The sequence below is a fragment of the Marinobacterium maritimum genome (assembly GCF_039523155.1).
In the GTDB taxonomy this organism is placed as follows: domain Bacteria; phylum Pseudomonadota; class Gammaproteobacteria; order Pseudomonadales; family Balneatricaceae; genus Marinobacterium; species Marinobacterium maritimum.
This window is the reverse complement of record NZ_BAAAET010000003.1, coordinates 736755-754479: the sequence shown is the minus strand read 5'-3', so window position 1 is coordinate 754479 and position 17725 is coordinate 736755. Positions and strand designations below refer to the sequence as shown.

Below are 17725 nucleotides of genomic sequence, written 5' to 3'. Positions count from 1 at the left end.
GCAGTGAAACGCGTCATCGCCGATGGTAGTGTGGGGCTTCCCCATGTGAGAGTAGGTCATCGCCAAGCATTTAATTAAGTGAAAACCCCGGTCTCGATGAGGCCGGGGTTTTTGCGTTATGGCGTCCATAATAGCCTAACCGAGGTGTATCCCCGGCTGAGTAAGGTTATATCGAGAGTGGAGACTGTGGCGACCTCAGGGAGAGTCGTGGGTTACCCGAACTGGTGAGAAGCTTTTTATGCCATCGTTTCGATCAATGTCTCTTTAAGGCTGAGGTAGTCGTACTCGGGGACAGCGAGGAACGAAAGGGCTGCTTCGACGCGTGGATTGGTGTCGTTGGGATTGATTCGCCAGTAGTAGCGGTACTCGGCACTGATATCCTGGGCCAGGGTCAGTACTGCCAGCAGGTGCCGGCTCTGTTCGTCGGCTTCAACACGATCCTCGAGTACATCAATCAGCTCCGGCTGAAGGCGGATGCACTCGGCAATTGATTCCGGCAGGTGCCAGCGTTCGGCCATGCGGGCACCGATCTGGTAATGAGAAAACCCGAAGCGCTGAGCTTCCTGCTGTTGTAGTGCCGAACAGTCATAGCCCTGAATGCCTTTCAGAAAGTCACGATAATCATCGAAGGCCTGCACCATCAGCGGCAGGCCGCAGTCATGCAGCATACCCAGAGTGTAAAGCACATCACGATTGATGTTCACGCCAAGCTTGTCGACCAGGACCGTCGACAGTCGGGATACGTCCTGTGCCGTGTCCCAGAAGCGTTCCATACGGCCAGTCTTGCTCAGGGTATTACGCAGGATGATCAAGCGCACCTGGTTGAATATACGCTCGATACCGAGCAGGCCGATGGCGTGTGGAATGGATGTGATATGACTGGACAGGCCATAGTAGGGACTGTTGATCTCTTTCAGGATGGCGGAGTAGATGGCAACATCCCGCATGATCAATTCGGCAATACAGGCGATGTCCGGATCTTCCTGCCGGCATTGCTGGGCCAGCTGCATAAGGATCTCGGGTTGTGGTGGAATCAAAGAACTAAAGGATTTGGGCATGATTCAATAGCTTGTGAGCGTTCCTTGTTTGGCTGGACATCGCCCAGTATAGTGCCGAGCTGTTTCAGATTCAGCAGGTTGTATCGTGAAAGTTGAAAACCCTCCTCGGAAACCCTTTGTTGCGCGTGGTTCAGGTGTTCTGCGGTGTGATGGCTGCCGTTTGCCGCAGGAAGTGTGCATCTGTGAATGGCGATACACCGTCCCGGCGAAGTGCCAGTTCTGGCTGCTGACGCACCGCTATGAGTTGTACAAGCCAACCAATACCGGCCGCCTGATTCTGGACTCGGTCGAAAACAGCCGCGTCTTCGAGTGGTCACGTACTGAGCCCTCTGCTGAACTCTTGGCGGCGTTGGATGATGAGCGCTATGCCCCCTGCCTGGTGTTTCCGGCGGGAGAGGATTATCAGGCGCGTATGGTCGAGCGGGTGGGGGAGGGTGGCCGGATTCCCGTGTTCATCATCCTGGATGGCACCTGGCGGCAGGCGCGTCGCATGTTCCGCCACAGCCGTTATCTGCAGCACCTGCCGGTGATTGAACCACAGACACAACGTTTGAGTCGCTATAAGCTGCGACGTTCAACCATCGACCATCATCTGTGTACGGCGGAGGTTGCAGTAGCCCTGCTGGAGCAGGTCGGTGATCAGGCGGCTGCCGATCATTTGGAAGGGTATTTCGAGCGTTTTAACAGCAGTTATATCGCCACACGCAGGCGTTGGGCCAAACGGGAGCCTGAATAAACTCCCGCAGGCCCGGAACCCTTAATGGGTCTCTTCGGCTGCCGGCTGCTCTTCGGCACGCTGCTGCATCTGCTGAGCATAGAGGGCGTCGAAATTGACCGGCGCCAGCATCAGCGGAGGGAAGCTGGCCTTGGTGACAAAGTTGTCGACCGCTTCACGCGCGTACGGGAACAGCAGGTTGGGGCAGAAGGCACCCAGAGTGTGGTGCAGTTCGGCACCTTCAATGCCGGCGATCATGAAGATCGCTGCCTGCTGCACTTCCACCAGGAAAGCCGTTTCGCCTGCATTCTTGGCGGTAACGGTCAGCGTCAGTACGACCTCGTGGTGGTTTTCGTCCAGCGCATTGGTGCGGGTGTTCATTTCTAGATTGATCTCCGGCTGCCAGGGCTGGGTGAAGGCCTTGGCGCCTGCCGGAGTTTCCAGCGACGCATCCTTGATGTAGACACGCTGCAGGGCGAATTGTGGCTGGTTTGCGTTTGCTTCAGACATCTGAGAATCCTTGTATCGGTCTTGTTATGTTGGTTCAGCCGCGAGCAGAGGGTCGAGCTGTCCCTGACGTTCCAGAGCGTACAGCTCATCACACCCACCCACATGGGTCTGGCCGATGAATATCTGCGGGACGGTACGCCGGTTGCTGCGCTGCATCATCTCCTGGCGCAGGGCCGGGTCGGCGTCCACATCAATGGCTGTGTACTCGACCTGCTTGCTGTCCAGCAGTGCGACGGCACGGGTACAGAAGGGGCACCAGCGGGTCAGATAGATCGTTATGTCAGTCATGGTACTCACTTGATGATCGGCATGTTCTGGCCTTTCCATTCGGTCATGCCGCCGCTGAGGCGGACAACCTGCTGGAAGCCGGCGGCTTTGAGTTTCTTGGCGGCGGTACCTGCTGCCTGACCGAGGTTGCAGACCACAATCACCGGCTTGTCCTTGAATTTATCCAGTTCGCTGAGGCGGCGGTCCAGATCGGCCAGCGGGATATGATGAGCGCTGGTGATACGGCCGGTATCCCATTCCTTGCGGGTGCGGATATCCAGCACGACGCCGGACTCCTTGTTGATCAGACGGGTGGCCTCAGCCGGGGTGACCGACTTGCCGGCCTTGCGCTTTTCGGTGGCCAGCAGAATGAGAAGTGTCAGTACCCAGGCACCGACCAGATAGTAATGCTGTGTTGCGAATTCGATCAGGCGTTCCATAGTCATTCCGGTCAAAGGGACGGATAGAAAGTCAGCAAGTATACAATGCCACTGTGACAGCGATAAGGGCATGGGCTGAAAAGCTGGACGCCGGCGGTTAGCTAATCCGGCCGCAAGGCAGTAAAATGGCTGCCTGTTTTTTAATCGACCGGACAGACGTAGCCCACCATGACAGAAGCACGCGCAACCAAGGCCCTGATTATTCTTGACGGCTTCGGCGTGGAGTCCACGCCCTCTTCAGCAATCGAAGCAGCCAACACCCCGACCTGGGACCGCCTGCTGTCGCAGAACCCCAACTCAAGGATCCAGACCTCCGGCATGGCGGTCGGCTTGCCCGATGGCCAGATGGGCAACTCCGAAGTGGGGCACATGAATATCGGGGCCGGTCGTACCGTGTACCAGAATTTCACCCGGATCTCCAAGTCGATCGCCGATGGTGACTTCTTCGACAATGCCGCCCTGTGTACTGCCATGGACAGGGCGATCGAAGCCGGGCGTGCCGTGCATGTACTGGGCCTGCTGTCACCGGGTGGTGTGCACAGCCATGAGGAGCATATCTTCGCGCTGTTGGAGATGGCGGTGAAACGTGGCGCCAAAGAGGTCTATCTGCACGCGATTCTGGATGGCCGTGACATGCCGCCGCGTTCTGCCGAGCCGTCGCTTCAGGCGGCTGAAGCAACCTTCGAGCGCTTGGGTACCGGTGCCGTTGCAACCGTTGTCGGCCGCTACTACGCCATGGACAGGGACAACCGCTGGGACCGTGTCGAGCAGGCCTACAACGCCATGACCCTGGGACAGGCAGCGCAACAGGCTACATCTGCAGTGCAGGCACTGGCCGACGCCTATGCCCGTGATGAGAATGATGAGTTTGTGGCGGCGACCGTGATCACCGACGCCCAGGGCCAGCCGGTGACCACCGTGCAGGATGGTGATGCGCTGATCTGTGCCAACTTCCGTCCCGACCGCGCCCGTGAAATTACCCGCTGCTTCGTCGAGGACGACTTCGACGGTTTTGCCCGTCAGGCCCGCCCGGCGCTGAGCGGCTACGTCATGCTGACCGAATATGCCGCTGACATCCCGGCCCCGGTCGCTTTCCCGCCGCAGCAGATCAGCAATGATCTGGGTGAATATCTGTCCGGCCTGGGCAAGACCCAGCTGCGCATCTCCGAGACCGAGAAGTATGCCCATGTGACCTTCTTCTTCAACGGTGGCCAGGAAGCGGTCTACCCGGGCGAGAACCGTATTCTGGTGCCCTCGCCACAGGTGGCAACCTATGATCTCCAGCCGGAGATGAGCGCGCCTGAAGTGACCGAAAAACTGTGCGAAGCGATCCGCAGTGGCAAGTACGACCTCATCGTGTGCAACTTCGCCAACGGTGACATGGTGGGCCATACCGGCAACTTCGATGCCGCGGTCAAGGCGGTGGAAACCGTCGACCAGAGCCTGACCCAGGTACTGGCGGCGCTGGCGGATGTTCAGGGTGAGGCCCTGATCACTGCCGACCACGGCAACGTGGAGCTGATGCGTGATCCTAATAGTGGTCAGCCGCATACTGCTCATACCACCTGGCCGGTGGCCCTGATCTATGCCGGTCCCCGCACCGAGCAGCTGCAACTGGTCGATGGCGCTCTCTGTGACCTGGCGCCGACCCTGCTGGCCCTGATGGGACTGGACGCACCGGCCGAGATGACCGGTCACTCTCTGGCTCAACTGGCCTGAGACCGCCCGAAGTGCGCACCTGCCCCCGACTGCTGCTCCTGCTGTGCCTGAGCCTCTGTGGCCTGGGTGTGCAGGCGGCGCAGGATCCGGCCAAAACCGAGCAGCAGCTGAAGCAGGTCAAGCAGCAGATCAGCTCGCTGCAGGCCCGGCTGGCCAAGCGCAAGCAGGTGCTGGCCAAGGCGGAAGCCGAGCTGCGCAGTTTCGACAAGCGGATCGGCGCGGTAACCGCGGAGCTGCGCCAGCTTGATGGTCGCCAGCAGCAATTGCAGACCAAACGCGGCAGCCTCGGTGATGACGAGGCCCGGCTCGCGGCCCAGTTGCAGCAGCAGGAAGCGCTGATCCGTGACCTGCTGCGGGAACAGTACAAGCTTGGCCGCCAGCCGGGGATCGAACTGCTATTATCACAACAGGATCCGCTGCAGCTGTCGCGGATGCTGCATTACTACGACAGCCTGACGGCCCGTCTGAGCAATGAGCTGGAAGCCTATCGTGGTCAGCTGCAGCAGCTGACCCTGACTCAAAGTGCGATTTCTGCCACCGACGGCGAGCTGCTGGCTACCCGGACGCGCCTGCAGCAACAGCAGAAGGCGTTGGCAGAAGCGCGTGAAGGCCAGGCGCGTACGCTGGCAACCCTGCGCCAGGCGCATCAGCAGGACAGCCGGCAGTTGGGGCGCCTGAAGGCAAACCAGGCCGAGCTGGAAGCGGTATTGAAGGAGATCCGGCGCTCGCTGGAACAGATCCGGCTGAAGCAGGATGGCCTCAAGTTCAGTCAGCGCAAGGGCAAGATGGATTGGCCGGTAGCCGGGCGGGTCAAGCGCTCCTTTGGCAGCCGGGTCGAGAATGTATCCTATGAAGGGATGCTGATTGCAGCGAATACGGGCACAACGGTGAAAGCGGTGCACCATGGCCGGGTGGTGTTCGCTGACTGGTTGCGGGGCTATGGTCTGGTGCTTATTCTGGACCATGGCAATGGCTATCTGTCACTCTACGGCCATAACGAAAGCCTGCTGCGCGAGCCTGGCGAGTGGGTCGGAACGGGTGAAAGCCTGGCGCTGGCCGGTAGCAGTGGTGGCAGCACGGAACCTGGACTCTATTTCGCTATCCGATATCAGGGACGCTCGATTGACCCGATCGCCTGGCTTAAACGGCGCTAACTTACCTGCAGGGAACCCGATGATGAAGCTTTTCAGTCGCACACCTCTCGCCGCCGCCTTTCTGGGCTGCACCCTGAGCCTGGCGGTTCCGGCTTTGGCCGAAGAGACGGCGGAGAACGAACGCAAAGCTTTGCCCCTGACCGAGCTGCGCATGTTTGCCGATGTGTTCGATCGTATCAAGCAGGCCTATGTCGAGCCGGTGGATGACCGCCAACTGCTCGAGGATGCGATCCGTGGCATGCTGACCGGCCTCGACCCGCATTCAGCCTATCTGGAGGCGGAAGCCTTCGAAAGCCTGCAGATCCATACCAGCGGCGAGTTCGGTGGTCTGGGCATCGAGGTGGGGCTTGAGGACGGCTTCATCCGGGTGATCGCACCGATCGATGATACCCCGGCGCAGCGGGCAGGCGTCCGCGCCGGTGACCTGATCATCAAGCTCGACGAGACGCCGGTACAGGGCATGGACCTGAACGAAGCGATCGACATGATGCGTGGCGAAGTGGGGACGCCGATCCGGCTGACCATCATGCGCGAGGGGCGCGACCAGCCACTGGAGCTGGAGATCGTTCGTGACGTGATCAAGGTCGCCAGTGTTCGCCACGAGCTGCTGGAACCCGGCTACGGCTACCTGAGGATTTCCCAGTTCCAGGCGCATACCGGCGAGGATCTGGTCGACGCGATTCGTGAAATGCAGCAAAAAGACGAGCTGAAAGGCCTGGTACTCGACCTGCGCAACAACCCCGGTGGCGTGCTTCAGGCCGCGGTGGAGGTGAGTAACGCCTTCCTCGATGAGGGCCTGATCGTCTACACCGAAGGCCGACTGCCCAATTCCGAGTTGCGCTTTAATGCCAGTGAAGAGACGGCGGCGCCGGCAACCCCGCTGGTGGTGCTGATCAACGGCGGCAGTGCCTCGGCCTCAGAGATCGTGGCCGGTGCGCTGCAGGATCACCAGCGGGCGGTGATCATGGGCACCGACAGCTTCGGCAAGGGGTCGGTGCAGACCGTGTTGCCACTGGGCGAGGACCGGGCGATCAAACTGACCACGGCACGCTACTACACCCCGGGCGGCCGCTCCATTCAGGCGCAGGGTATCCTGCCGGATCTGCGGGTCGATGATGCGCGTCTGACGCGGATTAACGGCGTTGGACGGATCAAGGAACGTGACCTGGCGGGCCACCTGGAAAACGCCAATGGTGACGGTGGTGATATGGAAAGTTTGGATAACGGCCTGTCATCCCGTGACTTCCAGCTCTACGAAGCACTGAACCTGCTCAAGGCGATGCAGATTCTGCAGCGTACACCGTCAAACAGCTGATACGAAAAAGGGGGCTCTGAGCCCCCTTGTCAATTCATGTCAGCAGCCCGCTCAGGCCGGCAGCGGCCTGAACAGCCCAGCGGCCAGGCAGTTCCATTGCTCCAGCCAGTTTTCGGTCGGCCGACGTTTGAACTCCGAACGGACGAACTGACGGATCCGCCCCTCGGTGGAAGCCAGCATCAGGTTGGCGGCGGAGCCGGCCGGAATTGCGGTGCGCAGGCCTTCACGCAGTTCAGCTTCCCGCATCACCTGCTTGAGCTGGGTTTCCAGGCGCTCAAATAACTGGTTAACCCGGACGCGCAGGCGTTCGGTTTCGCCGGCGAGGGCATCACCGGTGAGGATACGGGCCATCCCCGGGTTCTTCTCCACGAACGCCAGCAGCAGCGTCAGCATCTGCTCGCACTGGCGGGTCGCTGAGATTTCAGAGCCGATGATCAGTTTGATGCGAGAAAACAGGGTTTCCTCGATAAAGCCGATCAGGCCCTCGAACATCCGTGCCTTGCTGGGAAAGTGGCGGTAGAGGGCCGCCTCGGATACGCCGACTTCGCGCGCCAGAGCAGCGGTGGTGATCCGCTGCCCCGGGTTGCTCTCCAGCATCTGTGCCAGCGCCTGCAGGATCTGCTCGCGGCGGGATATCTTCTGTGCCTTGTCTGTCATGCCGCCGAGGTCTGGTCGCTGGTGTTGGTGATCAGGGTACCCACACCTTCATCGGTGAAGATTTCCAGCATGCAGGCGTGCTCGACGCGGCCATCGATGATGTGTGCACTGCTGACACCGCTCTTCACGGCGCTCAGGGCACAGTCGATCTTCGGCAGCATGCCGCCATAGATGGTGCCGTCTTCGATCAGGGCGTCGACCTGCTCGGTGGTCAGGCCGGTCAACACGTTGCCGTCCTTGTCGAGCAGGCCAGAGATGTTGGTCAGCAGCATCAGCTTTTCGGCCTTGAGCACTTCAGCAACCTTGCCAGCGACCAGGTCGGCGTTGATGTTGTAGGCGTGGCCGTCTTCACCGACGCCGATCGGCGCGATCACCGGGATGAAGTCGGAGTTGACCAGCATCTCCAGGACCTGGACGTTGACGCTCTCAACCTCGCCCACGTGGCCAATATCAATGATCTCCGGCGCTTCCATCTCTGGTGTCTTGTGCTTGACCTTGAGCTTGCGGGCGCGCAGCAGCTCGCCGTCCTTGCCGGTCAGGCCGATCGCCTTGCCGCCGGCGGTGTTGATCAGACCGACGATCTCCTTGTTGACCATGCCGCCGAGCACCATCTCGACCACGTCCATGGTCTTGGAATCGGTTACACGCATGCCGTTGATGAAATGGGATTCGATCTTCAGCTGCTCCAGCAGGCTGCCGATCTGCGGGCCACCACCGTGAACCACGATCGGGTTAATGCCGATCAGCTTCATCATCACGATATCGCGGGCGAAACTTTCCTTGAGTTTCTCGTCGATCATGGCGTTACCGCCATACTTGATGACGATGGTCTTGCCGACAAAACGCTGGATATAGGGCATGGCCACCGACAGGACATCTGCGGTCGACATCGCTTGCTTACGGGACAGAGGCATAATCTCTCCTTGCTGGGTCACATCGGGTTCAGGCGTCGGGGATCACAAGCGCACTATCGATGGCGCTCAGTCGGGCCTGGAACTCGGTCTTGATTCGGTTAAGGGCAGCGGCGTTTTCGGCTTCGAAGCGCAGTACCAGCACCGGGGTGGTGTTGGAGGCGCGCATCAGGCCCCAGCCATCAGCATAGTCGACGCGTACGCCGTCGATATGGCTGACATTACCGCCCGGGAACTCGGCCTGCTGCAGGGCTTCGACCAGAGCGAACTTGTTGTCTTCACGCACTTCGATATTGATCTCCGGCGTGCTGATATCTTCCGGGTAGGCGGCGAAGATCGCATCGGCGTCCTCGTCACGACCGGACAGGATCTCCAGCAGGCGCGCCGCGCTGTACAGGCCGTCGTCGAAGCCGTACCAGCGCTCCTTGAAGAAGATGTGGCCGCTCATCTCGCCGGCCAGCAGGGCGCCGCAGGCCTTCATCTGACGCTTGATCAGTGAATGGCCGGTTTTCCACATGGTGGCCTTGCCGCCGGCCTGTTCGATCACCCGGGGCAGCAGACGGGAGCATTTGACGTCGAACAGAATCTCGGCGCCCGGGTTGCGGCTGAGCACGTCCTCGGCGAACAGCATCATGACCCGGTCGGGGTAGATGACGTGGCCGGTCGGGGTGATCACGCCGACGCGGTCGCCATCGCCGTCAAAGGCCAGACCCAGGTCGGCCTGGTGTTCGGCTACGGCGGCGATGGCGTCCTGCAGATTCTTCAGCTTGCCCGGGTCCGGGTGGTGATTGGGGAAGGTCCCATCCACGTCGCAGAACAGCGGAATGACTTCGCAACCAAGCTGCTCGATCAGGGCCGGGGCCAGCTTGCCGGGGATGCCGTTACCGCAATCCACCACCACTTTCATGCCACGCTTGAGCTGGATATCGCCCAGAATGCGCTGCAGATAGGCCTGATCCACCTCCTGAATCTCGGTGCTGCCCGCTCCGTCGACGTAGTCGGCGGCCTGGATGCGGTCGGCCAGTGCCTGGATCTGGTCACCGGACAGGGTTTCGCCGCCCAGCATCATTTTGAAGCCGTTGTAGTCGGACGGGTTATGACTGCCGGTGATCATGATGCCGGTCTGGTCGGCATGCTGGTGAGCGGCAAAATAGAGGGTCGGTGTCGGCACATAACCGATATCCTGCACGGTGCAGCCACTGTCGGTCAGTCCGCTGATCAGAATCTCTTTCAGCTGTGGCCCGGACAGGCGGCCATCGGCGGCGACCACGACTTCGGTGATGTTACGGCTGATGGCCTCGGCCGCGAAAGCACGGCCGATATGGTACACGATGGCATCGGTCAGAGATTGACCGACAATGCCGCGGATATCATAGGCACGGAATATTTCACGGTCGAACTGCTCAAGCGGATAAGGCATGTGGAGGCTTTCCTGTCGTCAGTGAGTATTCACATTCTTGGATCAGTGGCGGCCGGATGAACCGAAACCGCCGGCGCCGCGATCAGAGTCGCCAAACTCGTCGACGATCTCGAACTCGGCCTGTACCACTGGCACCAGTACCATCTGCGCGATGCGCTCGCCCGGCTCGATGGTGAAGGTGGTCTGGCCGCGGTTCCAGCAGGAGACAAACAGCTGGCCCTGGTAGTCGGAGTCGATCAGGCCGACCAGGTTACCGAGCACGATGCCGTGCTTGTGACCGAGGCCTGAGCGCGGCAGGATCATGGCGCACAGGTTGGGGTCTTCGATATGGATCGCCAGGCCAGTGGGGATCAGTTCGGTCTGGCCCGGTTCCAGGGTCAGCGCCTCATCCAGGCAGGCACGCAGGTCGAGACCGGCGGAGCCTTCGGTAGCGTAGGCGGGCAGGGGGATGTCACGACCGATGCGGTCATTCAGAATTTTGACTTGCAGTGCTTTCATTTCGTGCTCTGGTGGTAATGCTGGGCAATCTGTTCGATCAGCTGGCGGGCCAGCTGACGTTTGGAGGTCTGGGGCAGGCTGACTTCATCGTCGGCGCTGACCAGGGTGACGGCGTTGTCGTCGCTGTTGAAGCCGATCTCAGGGTTGGACACGTCGTTGGCGACGATCAGGTCCAGTCCCTTGCGGGCCAGCTTGCTGCGCGCATAGCCGATCACATCACGGGTTTCGGCGGCAAAGCCGACGGTATAGGGGCGTTGTTCGTTCAGACCAGCGACGGTAGCGACGATATCCGGGTTCTTCACCAGGTGAAGTTCCATGATTTCTTCGCTGCCCTTCTTGATCTTGTGTTCGGCCACGGACACCGGGCGATAGTCGGCCACGGCGGCGGCGGCGATGAACAGGTCACAGCCGTCGATGCCGTCCAGTGAAGCCGCCAGCATCTCTTCGGCGGTTTCAACCTGCACACAGTCGACCCGGGCCGGCGGCGCCAGGGTGACCGGGCCGCTGATCAGCTTGACGCTGGCACCGGCATCAATGGCGGCTTCGGCGAGGGCATAGCCCATCTTGCCGGAGCTGTGATTGGAGATATAGCGTACCGGGTCCAGTGGCTCACGGGTCGGGCCGGCGGTGATGAAGATGCGCTTGCCGGCGAGGGCGCCGTGCTCGAACTGCGCCGCCGCCAGCTCGGCCAGCTCCCCGGGCTCCAGCATGCGACCGGGACCGGTATCGCCGCAGGCCTGGGCGCCCACGCCGGGACCCAACAGGGTGACACCCTGGGCGCTCAGCTGGTGCACGTTGTCCTGGGTGCGCGGATCACGCCACATGGCCTGGTTCATCGCCGGGGCCAGGCAGATGGGCGCATCGGTGGCCAGGCAGAGGGTGGTCAGCAGGTCGTCTCCCATACCGGCACTGAAGCGGGCGATAAAGTCGGCACTGGCTGGCGCGATCAGGATCAGGTCGGCCCATTTGGCCAGCTCGATATGGCCCATGCCGGCTTCCGCTTCCGGGTCGAGCAGCTGCAGATGCACGGGATGGCCCGACAGGGCCTGCAGTGTCAGCGGGGTGATGAATTCGGTGGCCGCCGGTGTCATGACGATACGAACATCGGCGCCGGCGCCCTTGAGCAGGCGGGTCAGTTCGGCACTTTTATAAGCTGCGATGCCGCCGGTAATACCGAGCAGAATGCGCCGGTTAGTAAGTCTCTGCATACCCTGAGTATCCGATTGTTTCTCATCTTGGGACAGGGCGCTAAGATACCACTTCGGCTGGACAAAGCGTAGCGAGGGTTCAGCCGATATACATCAACTCACAGGGAGGTGGGTATGGCGATAAGGGACTGGCCGGCCGAGGAGCGGCCGCGGGAAAAGCTGCTGGCGCGCGGCGCTGCGGCGCTGTCGGATGCGGAGTTGCTGGCGATCTTTTTACGCACCGGGGTACAGGGCTGCAGTGCCGTCGACCTGGCCCGGCAGTTGCTGGAGCATTTTGGCGGCCTGCGTGCGCTGCTGGAGTGCGGCGAAGCGGATTTCTGCAGTGCCCATGGCTTGGGGCCGGCCAAGTATGTGCAGCTGCAGGCGGTACTGGAGATGTCGCGGCGCCATCTGGAGGCGCAGCTGGCACGAGAATCGGTGCTGGAAAGCCCGGCGATGGTGCGGCGCTACCTGGCCAGCCGGTTGCGTCATGAACCGCGTGAGGTGTTTGCCTGCCTGCTGCTGGACAACCGCCATCGGGTGATCCGCTATGAGGCCCTGTTCTACGGCACCATCAATGCCGCCAACGTGCACCCGCGCGAAGTGGTCAAACTGGCACTGGCACATAACGCCGCGGCGCTGATTCTGGCCCATAACCATCCCTCCGGTGTCGCAGAGCCTTCGTCGGCCGATCGGCAGATCACCGATCGGCTGGTTCAGGCGCTGGGGCTGGTGGAGATCCGGGTGCTGGACCACATCGTGATCGGCGATGGCGAGTCCGTGTCCTTTGCCGAGCGGGGGATGCTGTAAGCGGTTGGTGAAAAAATCGACAATTGTCTGGCCAATGCGGGCATGTGGCTGTATAATTCGCGGCCTTCTGTTCCTTAATGGTACGGTATTCGGTCCGTTTACGTCTGGACGCTCCGCCTGAGATTCTGCCGGTTGCAGGGTCAATAAACATCGAACAGAAGTTACTTAACCCTTTAAAAAGGTTTTTACAATGTCTCGAGTTTGCATGGTAACGGGCAAGGGCCCGGTAACCGGGAACAACGTTTCCCACTCAAACCGCAAAACCCGTCGTCGCTTCCTGCCGAACCTGCACTGGCACCGTTTCTGGGTAGAAAGCGAAAACCGTTTTGTTCGTCTGCGTGTTTCTTCCAAGGGCATGCGTATCATCGACAAGAAGGGCATCGATACAGTTCTGACTGAACTGCGTGCCCGTGGCGAGAAAGTCTGAGGAGATTGAATCATGGCTAAAGGCGCACGCGAGAAGATCCGCCTGGTATCCTCTGCCGGTACCGGTCACTTCTACACTACCGACAAGAACAAGCGTAACACTCCGGACAAGTTCGAATTCAAGAAATACGACCCGGTTGTTCGCAAGCACGTGATCTACAAGGAAGCCAAGATCAAGTAATTGATTCTGGACTGGAGATCCCGGAACCCCGCAAGGCCCTGTGCCCTGCGGGGTTTTTTTATACTGGTCGGCACGGGGGCGGGTCGGCTAGGATAATGCGCATTACAGTTTCACTGAGGCCCCAGTCATGTCCATCCCGTGCGGTCTGATCCGTTTCGTGCCTCTGGCATTCGTGCTGCTGTGGAGTACCGGTTTTATCGGCGCCCGCTACGGCTTGCCCTATATCGAACCTTTCTACCTGCTGCTGATACGCATGTTGCTGACGCTGGTGGTGTTCGGTGGCCTGATTCTGGTGTTTCGTTCGCCCTGGCCATCAACGCGGCAGGCGTTGCATCAGATGGTCACCGGGGCGCTGGTACATGGTTGTTATTTGGGCGGTGTCTTCGCGGCAATCAAGTGGCAGCTGCCGGCCGGTGTGACCTCGATTCTGGTCGGCTTGCAGCCGGTACTGACCGCCGTACTGGCCTGGGGGCTCTGGGGGCAGCGGCTGCAGTTACGGCAGTGGCTGGGCTTGTTGCTGGGGCTGGTCGGTGTCATGCTGGTGCTGGGTACCGGGCTGCAGCCCGGACAGTTCGAACTGCGCCCGGAAGCCGTACTGGCGGCGGTGGTGGCGCTGGTCGGCATCTCGGTCGGGACGCTGTATCAGAAGCGTTTTGGCGCCGGTACCGACCTGTTGACCGGTTCCTTCTATCAGTACCTGTCCACGGCACTGATGATGGCGCTGCTGACCTTCAGCCTCGAGACTCAGCAGATCGAATGGCACCCGGAGCTGATCGGGGCGCTGCTCTGGCTGGTGTTTGGCCTGTCGGTCAGCGCCATCCTGCTGCTGATGTTGATGATCCGCGAAGGTGAGGTGTCCCGAGTGGCCAGCTATTTCTACCTGGTGCCGCCGGTGACCGCGCTGGAGGCCTGGTGGCTGTTCGACGAGCAGCTGTCGTTGCTGGCGCTGGGCGGGATGGTGCTGGCCGTGGTCGGCGTCTACCTGGTACTGAGAGCGCGCCCGGCCAATTGATGTTGTTCGCCCGCCCGCGTGTTGTTGTAAGGAGTATCCATGCCTGAATTGCCTGAAGTCGAAACCACCCGTCGCGGTATAGCGCCCCATGTGGAACAGCGCCAGGTTGTGGCGCTGCGGGTGCGCCAGCCACGGCTGCGTTGGCCGATACCGGAGCAGCTGGCGCAGTGGATCGAGGGCGACCGGGTGCAGCGGATCGAACGTCGTTCCAAGTATCTGCTGTTTCGCTTTGCCCGCGGCACCATGCTGGTGCATCTGGGCATGTCCGGCAGTCTTAGAATCCTTGCCGCCGACGAAGCGCCCGGCAAGCATGACCATGTGGACCTGGTGCTGGATTCCGGGCAGCTGCTGCGGCTGACCGATCCGCGCCGCTTCGGGGCGGTGCTCTGGCAGGAAAACGGTACCGAACACAGTCTGCTGACGACGCTGGGGCCCGAGCCGCTGAGCGATGGTTTCAGTGCCGAGTATCTGCAGCAGTGTTGTGCCGGGCGCCGGACCGCGATCAAACTGCTGATCATGAATGCCTCGGTGGTCGTGGGCGTTGGTAACATCTATGCCAACGAAGCGCTCTATGCTGCCGGTATCGATCCACGCCGGGCGGCTGGACGGATCTCGGCGGCACGACTTGAACGGCTGACCGAGGCGATCAAGCAGGTACTGGCGGCGGCGATCGAGCAGGGCGGTACCACTCTGCGCGATTTTGTCGGCGGCGACGGCAAACCGGGTTATTTCAAGCAGGAACTGCATGTCTACGGGCGGGGTGGTGAACCCTGTCACCAGTGTGGTCAGCCGTTGTTGGAAGTGAAATTGAACCAGCGCAGTACGGTGTTCTGCCGCCAGTGTCAGCGTTAAGCGGGACGAGAAATGAATCGCAAACGGGAAGAAAACGTCGATCTGCAGCGGCTTGAGCTGCGTCGCAAGCTGGGTATAGAGCCACTGTTGCGACAGCGGGAAGTCGTCTCTGTCGGCAATCTGCCGCTGCACACCGAGTACTACCATCATGATGCCGAGGCGCCGCTGCTGCTGTTCCTGCCCGGCATCGGCACCTATGCCGAACTCTATGCCGAGCTGCTGTCTGGTCTTTGTGAACAGGGCTTTAATGTTGTCGGTGTGGATCTGCGCGGGCACGGCTATTCAGGCGGTCCAAGGGGGCTTTATACCGTGGATCAGGTGGTGGCAGACTGCCGGGACGTGATCGATCATTACCGGCAGACAGTGCGTGGCCCGGTCTATATCTACGGATACTCCATCGGTGCGCTGCTCGCCGTGGCTGCGGCCGAACAGGACCCGCGAATCGAGGCCGTGGTCTGCGGTACGCTGCTGGTGCCTGATGTGGCACCGGACATGATGCATCAGCTGGGCTGGTCGTGGATCTGGGGCAGTGCGCTGCTGATGCCGGGCATGCCGCTGCCGATGAAAAGTTTTATCGACTATGACCGCCTGCTGGCCGGGCACCCCGCCGGCGAGGAGATCAATGCCGATCCGCGCATCGTATTCGATTACCCGCTGAAAACCCTGTCCAGCCTGTTTACCCATAGCCTGGGCGTCCTGCGTGAGCAGTACGGCTTTCGGGGGCTGATTGTTCATGGCGACCGCGATGAGGTATTGCCACTGAGTTACTCAACGCGGGTTCAGGAGGCGCTGGCGCACCCCTTCAGGCTGCAGCCGGTGGCGGGCGAGGGGCATATGCTGCCCTGGGACAACCCCGCTGAGCTGGTTCGGGTCATCAGCGACTGGTTGCAACCGGGGGCTGTCACCAAAGCTTAAAAGGGCGGTCATGGGGCTGTCACTCCCGACTGGCGACAATGCGGTTGAAGCCAAGTCAGAGGTGGTTGCCATGAACCGTCTGCAGAAACTCAGTGCCTTCGATACCCGCGCTTTTCACTGGTGTAACGGCTACGGTCGTTCCTCGCCGGTACTGGTCAGCAGCCGCTGGATCTCCCGGCTTGGCGATGGTGGCCTCTATCTGGTGCTGGGCATCGGCCTGGCGCTCTGGGAGGAACAGGACGGGGAAGCCTTCCTGTTGGCCGGATTACTGGCGTATGCCATTGAGCTGCCCCTCTACCTGCTGCTGAAAAACACTATCCGTCGTGATCGTCCCTGCCACCGTCTGGAAGACTTCCAGGCGGCGATCGAGCCGTCGGACAAGTTCAGTTTCCCGTCCGGTCATGCGGCGGCCGCATTCGTCTTTGCTATGCTGGTGGCCGAATTCTATCCATCACTGATGCTTCCGGCCTTCATGCTCGCCGGACTGGTGGGAGCATCCCGGGTGATGCTGGGCGTGCACTATCCCACCGACATCGCGGCCGGGGCCCTGCTGGGTATTACCACTACGCTGCTGGGGCTCAACCTCTGGGAGGTGCTTTGATGCGCATCCTCTACGGGGTACAGGCGACCGGTAATGGCCATATTACCCGGGCACGGGTGCTGCTGCCGGCGTTGCGAGCCGCCGGGGTCGAGGTCGACATGCTGTTCAGCGGCCGGCAGCCGGACAGACTGTTCAATATGGAGCCCTTCGGTGACTACCGGACCTGCCGGGGCTTTACCTTTGTGACCGATGCGGGGCGGGTGCGTCGGCTCGGCACCCTGAAGCAGAGTCGCCCGCTGCAGTTTTTCCGTGACTACCGCTGCCTGGATCTGAATGGCTATGATCTCGTGCTGAGCGACTTCGAGCCGGTCACGGCCTGGGCTGCGCGGCGGCAACAGGTGCCCTCGCTGGGGATCGCTCATCAGTATGCGTTTTACCACCGTATTCCAGGTACCGGGTCTGCGCCCTTGCTGAAATGGTCGCTGCAGCTGTTTGCGCCGGTGGATGAGGCGGTTGGTGTTCACTGGCACCATTTCAATGCACCCGTGCTGCCGCCGCTGGTGGCGCCATCCCCCTATCCGTTGACGGAAGAAGAGGGCAAGATTCTGATCTATCTGCCGTTTGAATCCATGGACGAGATTCGCTATCTGTTGCGGGCCTTCCCCGAATACCGCTTTCGCATCTACTGCAATATCCCGGCGCCGGAAACACAGGGGCATCTGGAGTTTGAGCCGTTTTCCCGTGAGGGCTTCCAGCAGGACTTGTGCAGCTGCGCCGGAGTGATTGCCAATGCCGGCTTTGGTCTCTGCAGCGAGGCCATTCAGGCGGGCAAGAAACTGCTGGTCAAGCCACTGCAGAGCCAGATCGAACAGCGTTCCAATGCGGTGGTGCTGGAGCAGATGGGGCTGGGCAGGGTAATGCCCAGTCTGGAAACCGAAGCAGTGGAAGACTGGCTGGCCCTGGGGTCAGGAACGCCATCTCCCTGGCCCGATGTGGCGACGGCACTGGCGACCTGGATCAGCACCGGGCGCCAAGTGCCGATTCAGGTACTGACCCGTGAGCTCTGGCGTGCTGAAAGCGGAAACATGCTGTCCCTCTGCTGAACTGGAACTGCCGGCCAGGAGTCGTCAGAATGAC

General features: G+C 60.8%; 21 protein-coding genes. 12 read left to right on the top strand and 9 right to left on the bottom strand.

Annotation, left to right across the window (positions count from 1 at the left end):
- Window positions 1-236: 236 nt before the first annotated feature.
- Window positions 237-1058, bottom strand: a complete 822-nt coding sequence (locus tag ABD013_RS14585; RefSeq protein WP_343807395.1) for an HDOD domain-containing protein — start codon at window positions 1056-1058, stop codon at window positions 237-239.
- Between the two features lie 85 nt (window positions 1059-1143).
- Between ABD013_RS14585 and ABD013_RS14580 the strand changes: the two genes are divergently transcribed.
- Window positions 1144-1794 carry a tRNA-uridine aminocarboxypropyltransferase gene (locus tag ABD013_RS14580; protein WP_343807392.1) on the top strand — a complete coding sequence of 217 codons (651 nt, stop codon included), beginning with the start codon at window positions 1144-1146 and terminating at the stop codon, window positions 1792-1794.
- A 21-nt stretch (window positions 1795-1815) separates the two neighbouring features.
- Here the strand turns inward: ABD013_RS14580 and secB are convergent, their stop codons facing one another.
- The 3 genes from secB to ABD013_RS14565 are packed head-to-tail and all read right to left on the bottom strand — an operon-like array spanning window position 1816 to window position 2990.
- The gene (secB, locus tag ABD013_RS14575; protein WP_343807390.1) at window positions 1816-2283 is read right to left on the bottom strand and encodes a protein-export chaperone SecB; all 468 of its coding nucleotides are present in this window, start codon (window positions 2281-2283) and stop codon (window positions 1816-1818) included.
- Between the two features lie 24 nt (window positions 2284-2307).
- A complete protein-coding gene (gene grxC / locus ABD013_RS14570; RefSeq protein ID WP_343807388.1) occupies window positions 2308-2571 on the bottom strand; it encodes a glutaredoxin 3 in 264 nt (87 codons plus the stop codon).
- A gap of 5 nt (window positions 2572-2576) precedes the next feature.
- A complete protein-coding gene (locus ABD013_RS14565; protein WP_343807385.1) occupies window positions 2577-2990 on the bottom strand; it encodes a rhodanese-like domain-containing protein in 414 nt (137 codons plus the stop codon).
- A 168-nt stretch (window positions 2991-3158) separates the two neighbouring features.
- On the opposite strand from ABD013_RS14565, the gene gpmI reads away from it, so the two are divergent.
- From gpmI to ABD013_RS14550, 3 genes are read left to right on the top strand one after another with little or no spacing between them, the layout of a single operon-like run.
- Complete coding sequence (gene gpmI / locus ABD013_RS14560) at window positions 3159-4709, top strand: 2,3-bisphosphoglycerate-independent phosphoglycerate mutase (RefSeq protein ID WP_343807382.1); 1551 nt, start codon at window positions 3159-3161, stop codon at window positions 4707-4709.
- Between the two features lie 11 nt (window positions 4710-4720).
- Window positions 4721-5863, top strand: coding sequence for a murein hydrolase activator EnvC family protein (locus ABD013_RS14555; RefSeq protein ID WP_343807379.1), 1143 nt, complete (start codon window positions 4721-4723; stop codon window positions 5861-5863).
- A gap of 22 nt (window positions 5864-5885) precedes the next feature.
- Window positions 5886-7178: a S41 family peptidase gene (locus tag ABD013_RS14550; RefSeq protein ID WP_343807438.1), complete on the top strand. Its 1293-nt coding sequence runs from the start codon at window positions 5886-5888 to the stop codon at window positions 7176-7178.
- 51 nt (window positions 7179-7229) lie between these two features.
- Here ABD013_RS14550 and slmA read toward each other — a convergent pair whose 3' ends face one another.
- The 5 genes from slmA to coaBC are packed head-to-tail and all read right to left on the bottom strand — an operon-like array spanning window position 7230 to window position 11872.
- Window positions 7230-7835, bottom strand: coding sequence for a nucleoid occlusion factor SlmA (gene slmA / locus ABD013_RS14545; protein ID WP_343807376.1), 606 nt, complete (start codon window positions 7833-7835; stop codon window positions 7230-7232).
- Window positions 7832-8749 carry an acetylglutamate kinase gene (gene argB, locus ABD013_RS14540; RefSeq protein WP_343807373.1) on the bottom strand — a complete coding sequence of 306 codons (918 nt, stop codon included), beginning with the start codon at window positions 8747-8749 and terminating at the stop codon, window positions 7832-7834. Before argB ends, slmA begins: the two co-directional genes overlap by 4 nt.
- 28 nt (window positions 8750-8777) lie before the next feature.
- The gene (locus ABD013_RS14535) at window positions 8778-10166 is read right to left on the bottom strand and encodes a phosphomannomutase/phosphoglucomutase (RefSeq protein WP_343807370.1); all 1389 of its coding nucleotides are present in this window, start codon (window positions 10164-10166) and stop codon (window positions 8778-8780) included.
- A 42-nt stretch (window positions 10167-10208) separates the two neighbouring features.
- A complete protein-coding gene (gene dut, locus ABD013_RS14530; RefSeq protein WP_343807367.1) occupies window positions 10209-10664 on the bottom strand; it encodes a dUTP diphosphatase in 456 nt (151 codons plus the stop codon).
- Window positions 10661-11872: a bifunctional phosphopantothenoylcysteine decarboxylase/phosphopantothenate--cysteine ligase CoaBC gene (gene coaBC, locus ABD013_RS14525; protein ID WP_343807364.1), complete on the bottom strand. Its 1212-nt coding sequence runs from the start codon at window positions 11870-11872 to the stop codon at window positions 10661-10663. The genes dut and coaBC overlap by 4 nt, the downstream gene beginning before the upstream one ends.
- Window positions 11873-11986: 114 nt before the next feature.
- Here coaBC and radC point away from each other — a divergent pair, with 114 nt between their 5' ends.
- The 8 genes from radC (at window position 11987) to ABD013_RS14485 (ending at window position 17691) form a co-directional block, all read left to right on the top strand.
- Complete coding sequence (gene radC / locus ABD013_RS14520; RefSeq protein ID WP_343807361.1) at window positions 11987-12661, top strand: RadC family protein; 675 nt, start codon at window positions 11987-11989, stop codon at window positions 12659-12661.
- 190 nt (window positions 12662-12851) lie between these two features.
- Window positions 12852-13088, top strand: coding sequence for a 50S ribosomal protein L28 (gene rpmB, locus ABD013_RS14515; protein WP_181741474.1), 237 nt, complete (start codon window positions 12852-12854; stop codon window positions 13086-13088).
- Window positions 13089-13100: 12 nt separating this feature from the next.
- On the top strand, window positions 13101-13268 hold the full coding sequence (rpmG, locus tag ABD013_RS14510) for a 50S ribosomal protein L33 (protein WP_027854336.1): 168 nt from the start codon (window positions 13101-13103) through the stop codon (window positions 13266-13268).
- 127 nt (window positions 13269-13395) lie between these two features.
- The gene (locus tag ABD013_RS14505; RefSeq protein ID WP_343807353.1) at window positions 13396-14280 is read left to right on the top strand and encodes a DMT family transporter; all 885 of its coding nucleotides are present in this window, start codon (window positions 13396-13398) and stop codon (window positions 14278-14280) included.
- A gap of 39 nt (window positions 14281-14319) precedes the next feature.
- Entirely contained in the window at window positions 14320-15132 is an 813-nt protein-coding gene (gene mutM, locus ABD013_RS14500; protein ID WP_343807350.1) for a bifunctional DNA-formamidopyrimidine glycosylase/DNA-(apurinic or apyrimidinic site) lyase, read from the top strand.
- A gap of 12 nt (window positions 15133-15144) precedes the next feature.
- Window positions 15145-16047 carry an alpha/beta hydrolase gene (locus ABD013_RS14495; protein WP_343807347.1) on the top strand — a complete coding sequence of 301 codons (903 nt, stop codon included), beginning with the start codon at window positions 15145-15147 and terminating at the stop codon, window positions 16045-16047.
- A gap of 10 nt (window positions 16048-16057) precedes the next feature.
- Window positions 16058-16648: a phosphatase PAP2 family protein gene (locus tag ABD013_RS14490; RefSeq protein WP_343807344.1), complete on the top strand. Its 591-nt coding sequence runs from the start codon at window positions 16058-16060 to the stop codon at window positions 16646-16648.
- On the top strand, window positions 16648-17691 hold the full coding sequence (locus ABD013_RS14485) for an MJ1255/VC2487 family glycosyltransferase (RefSeq protein WP_343807341.1): 1044 nt from the start codon (window positions 16648-16650) through the stop codon (window positions 17689-17691). Before ABD013_RS14490 ends, ABD013_RS14485 begins: the two co-directional genes overlap by 1 nt.
- Window positions 17692-17725: the final 34 nt, after the last annotated feature.

Coding starts and splice junctions, on each gene's coding strand:
- grxC (WP_343807388.1), bottom strand. CDS start 2,571: ATGACTGACATAACGATCTATCTGACCCGCTGGTGCCCCTTCTGTACC.
- slmA (WP_343807376.1), bottom strand. CDS start 7,835: ATGACAGACAAGGCACAGAAGATATCCCGCCGCGAGCAGATCCTGCAG.
- rpmB (WP_181741474.1), top strand. CDS start 12,852: ATGTCTCGAGTTTGCATGGTAACGGGCAAGGGCCCGGTAACCGGGAAC.
- rpmG (WP_027854336.1), top strand. CDS start 13,101: ATGGCTAAAGGCGCACGCGAGAAGATCCGCCTGGTATCCTCTGCCGGT.
- dut (WP_343807367.1), bottom strand. CDS start 10,664: ATGAAAGCACTGCAAGTCAAAATTCTGAATGACCGCATCGGTCGTGAC.
- ABD013_RS14495 (WP_343807347.1), top strand. CDS start 15,145: ATGAATCGCAAACGGGAAGAAAACGTCGATCTGCAGCGGCTTGAGCTG.
- ABD013_RS14565 (WP_343807385.1), bottom strand. CDS start 2,990: ATGGAACGCCTGATCGAATTCGCAACACAGCATTACTATCTGGTCGGT.
- secB (WP_343807390.1), bottom strand. CDS start 2,283: ATGTCTGAAGCAAACGCAAACCAGCCACAATTCGCCCTGCAGCGTGTC.
- ABD013_RS14485 (WP_343807341.1), top strand. CDS start 16,648: ATGCGCATCCTCTACGGGGTACAGGCGACCGGTAATGGCCATATTACC.
- ABD013_RS14505 (WP_343807353.1), top strand. CDS start 13,396: ATGTCCATCCCGTGCGGTCTGATCCGTTTCGTGCCTCTGGCATTCGTG.
- coaBC (WP_343807364.1), bottom strand. CDS start 11,872: ATGCAGAGACTTACTAACCGGCGCATTCTGCTCGGTATTACCGGCGGC.
- ABD013_RS14550 (WP_343807438.1), top strand. CDS start 5,886: ATGAAGCTTTTCAGTCGCACACCTCTCGCCGCCGCCTTTCTGGGCTGC.
- radC (WP_343807361.1), top strand. CDS start 11,987: ATGGCGATAAGGGACTGGCCGGCCGAGGAGCGGCCGCGGGAAAAGCTG.
- ABD013_RS14585 (WP_343807395.1), bottom strand. CDS start 1,058: ATGCCCAAATCCTTTAGTTCTTTGATTCCACCACAACCCGAGATCCTT.
- ABD013_RS14490 (WP_343807344.1), top strand. CDS start 16,058: ATGGGGCTGTCACTCCCGACTGGCGACAATGCGGTTGAAGCCAAGTCA.
- ABD013_RS14535 (WP_343807370.1), bottom strand. CDS start 10,166: ATGCCTTATCCGCTTGAGCAGTTCGACCGTGAAATATTCCGTGCCTAT.
- gpmI (WP_343807382.1), top strand. CDS start 3,159: ATGACAGAAGCACGCGCAACCAAGGCCCTGATTATTCTTGACGGCTTC.
- mutM (WP_343807350.1), top strand. CDS start 14,320: ATGCCTGAATTGCCTGAAGTCGAAACCACCCGTCGCGGTATAGCGCCC.
- argB (WP_343807373.1), bottom strand. CDS start 8,749: ATGCCTCTGTCCCGTAAGCAAGCGATGTCGACCGCAGATGTCCTGTCG.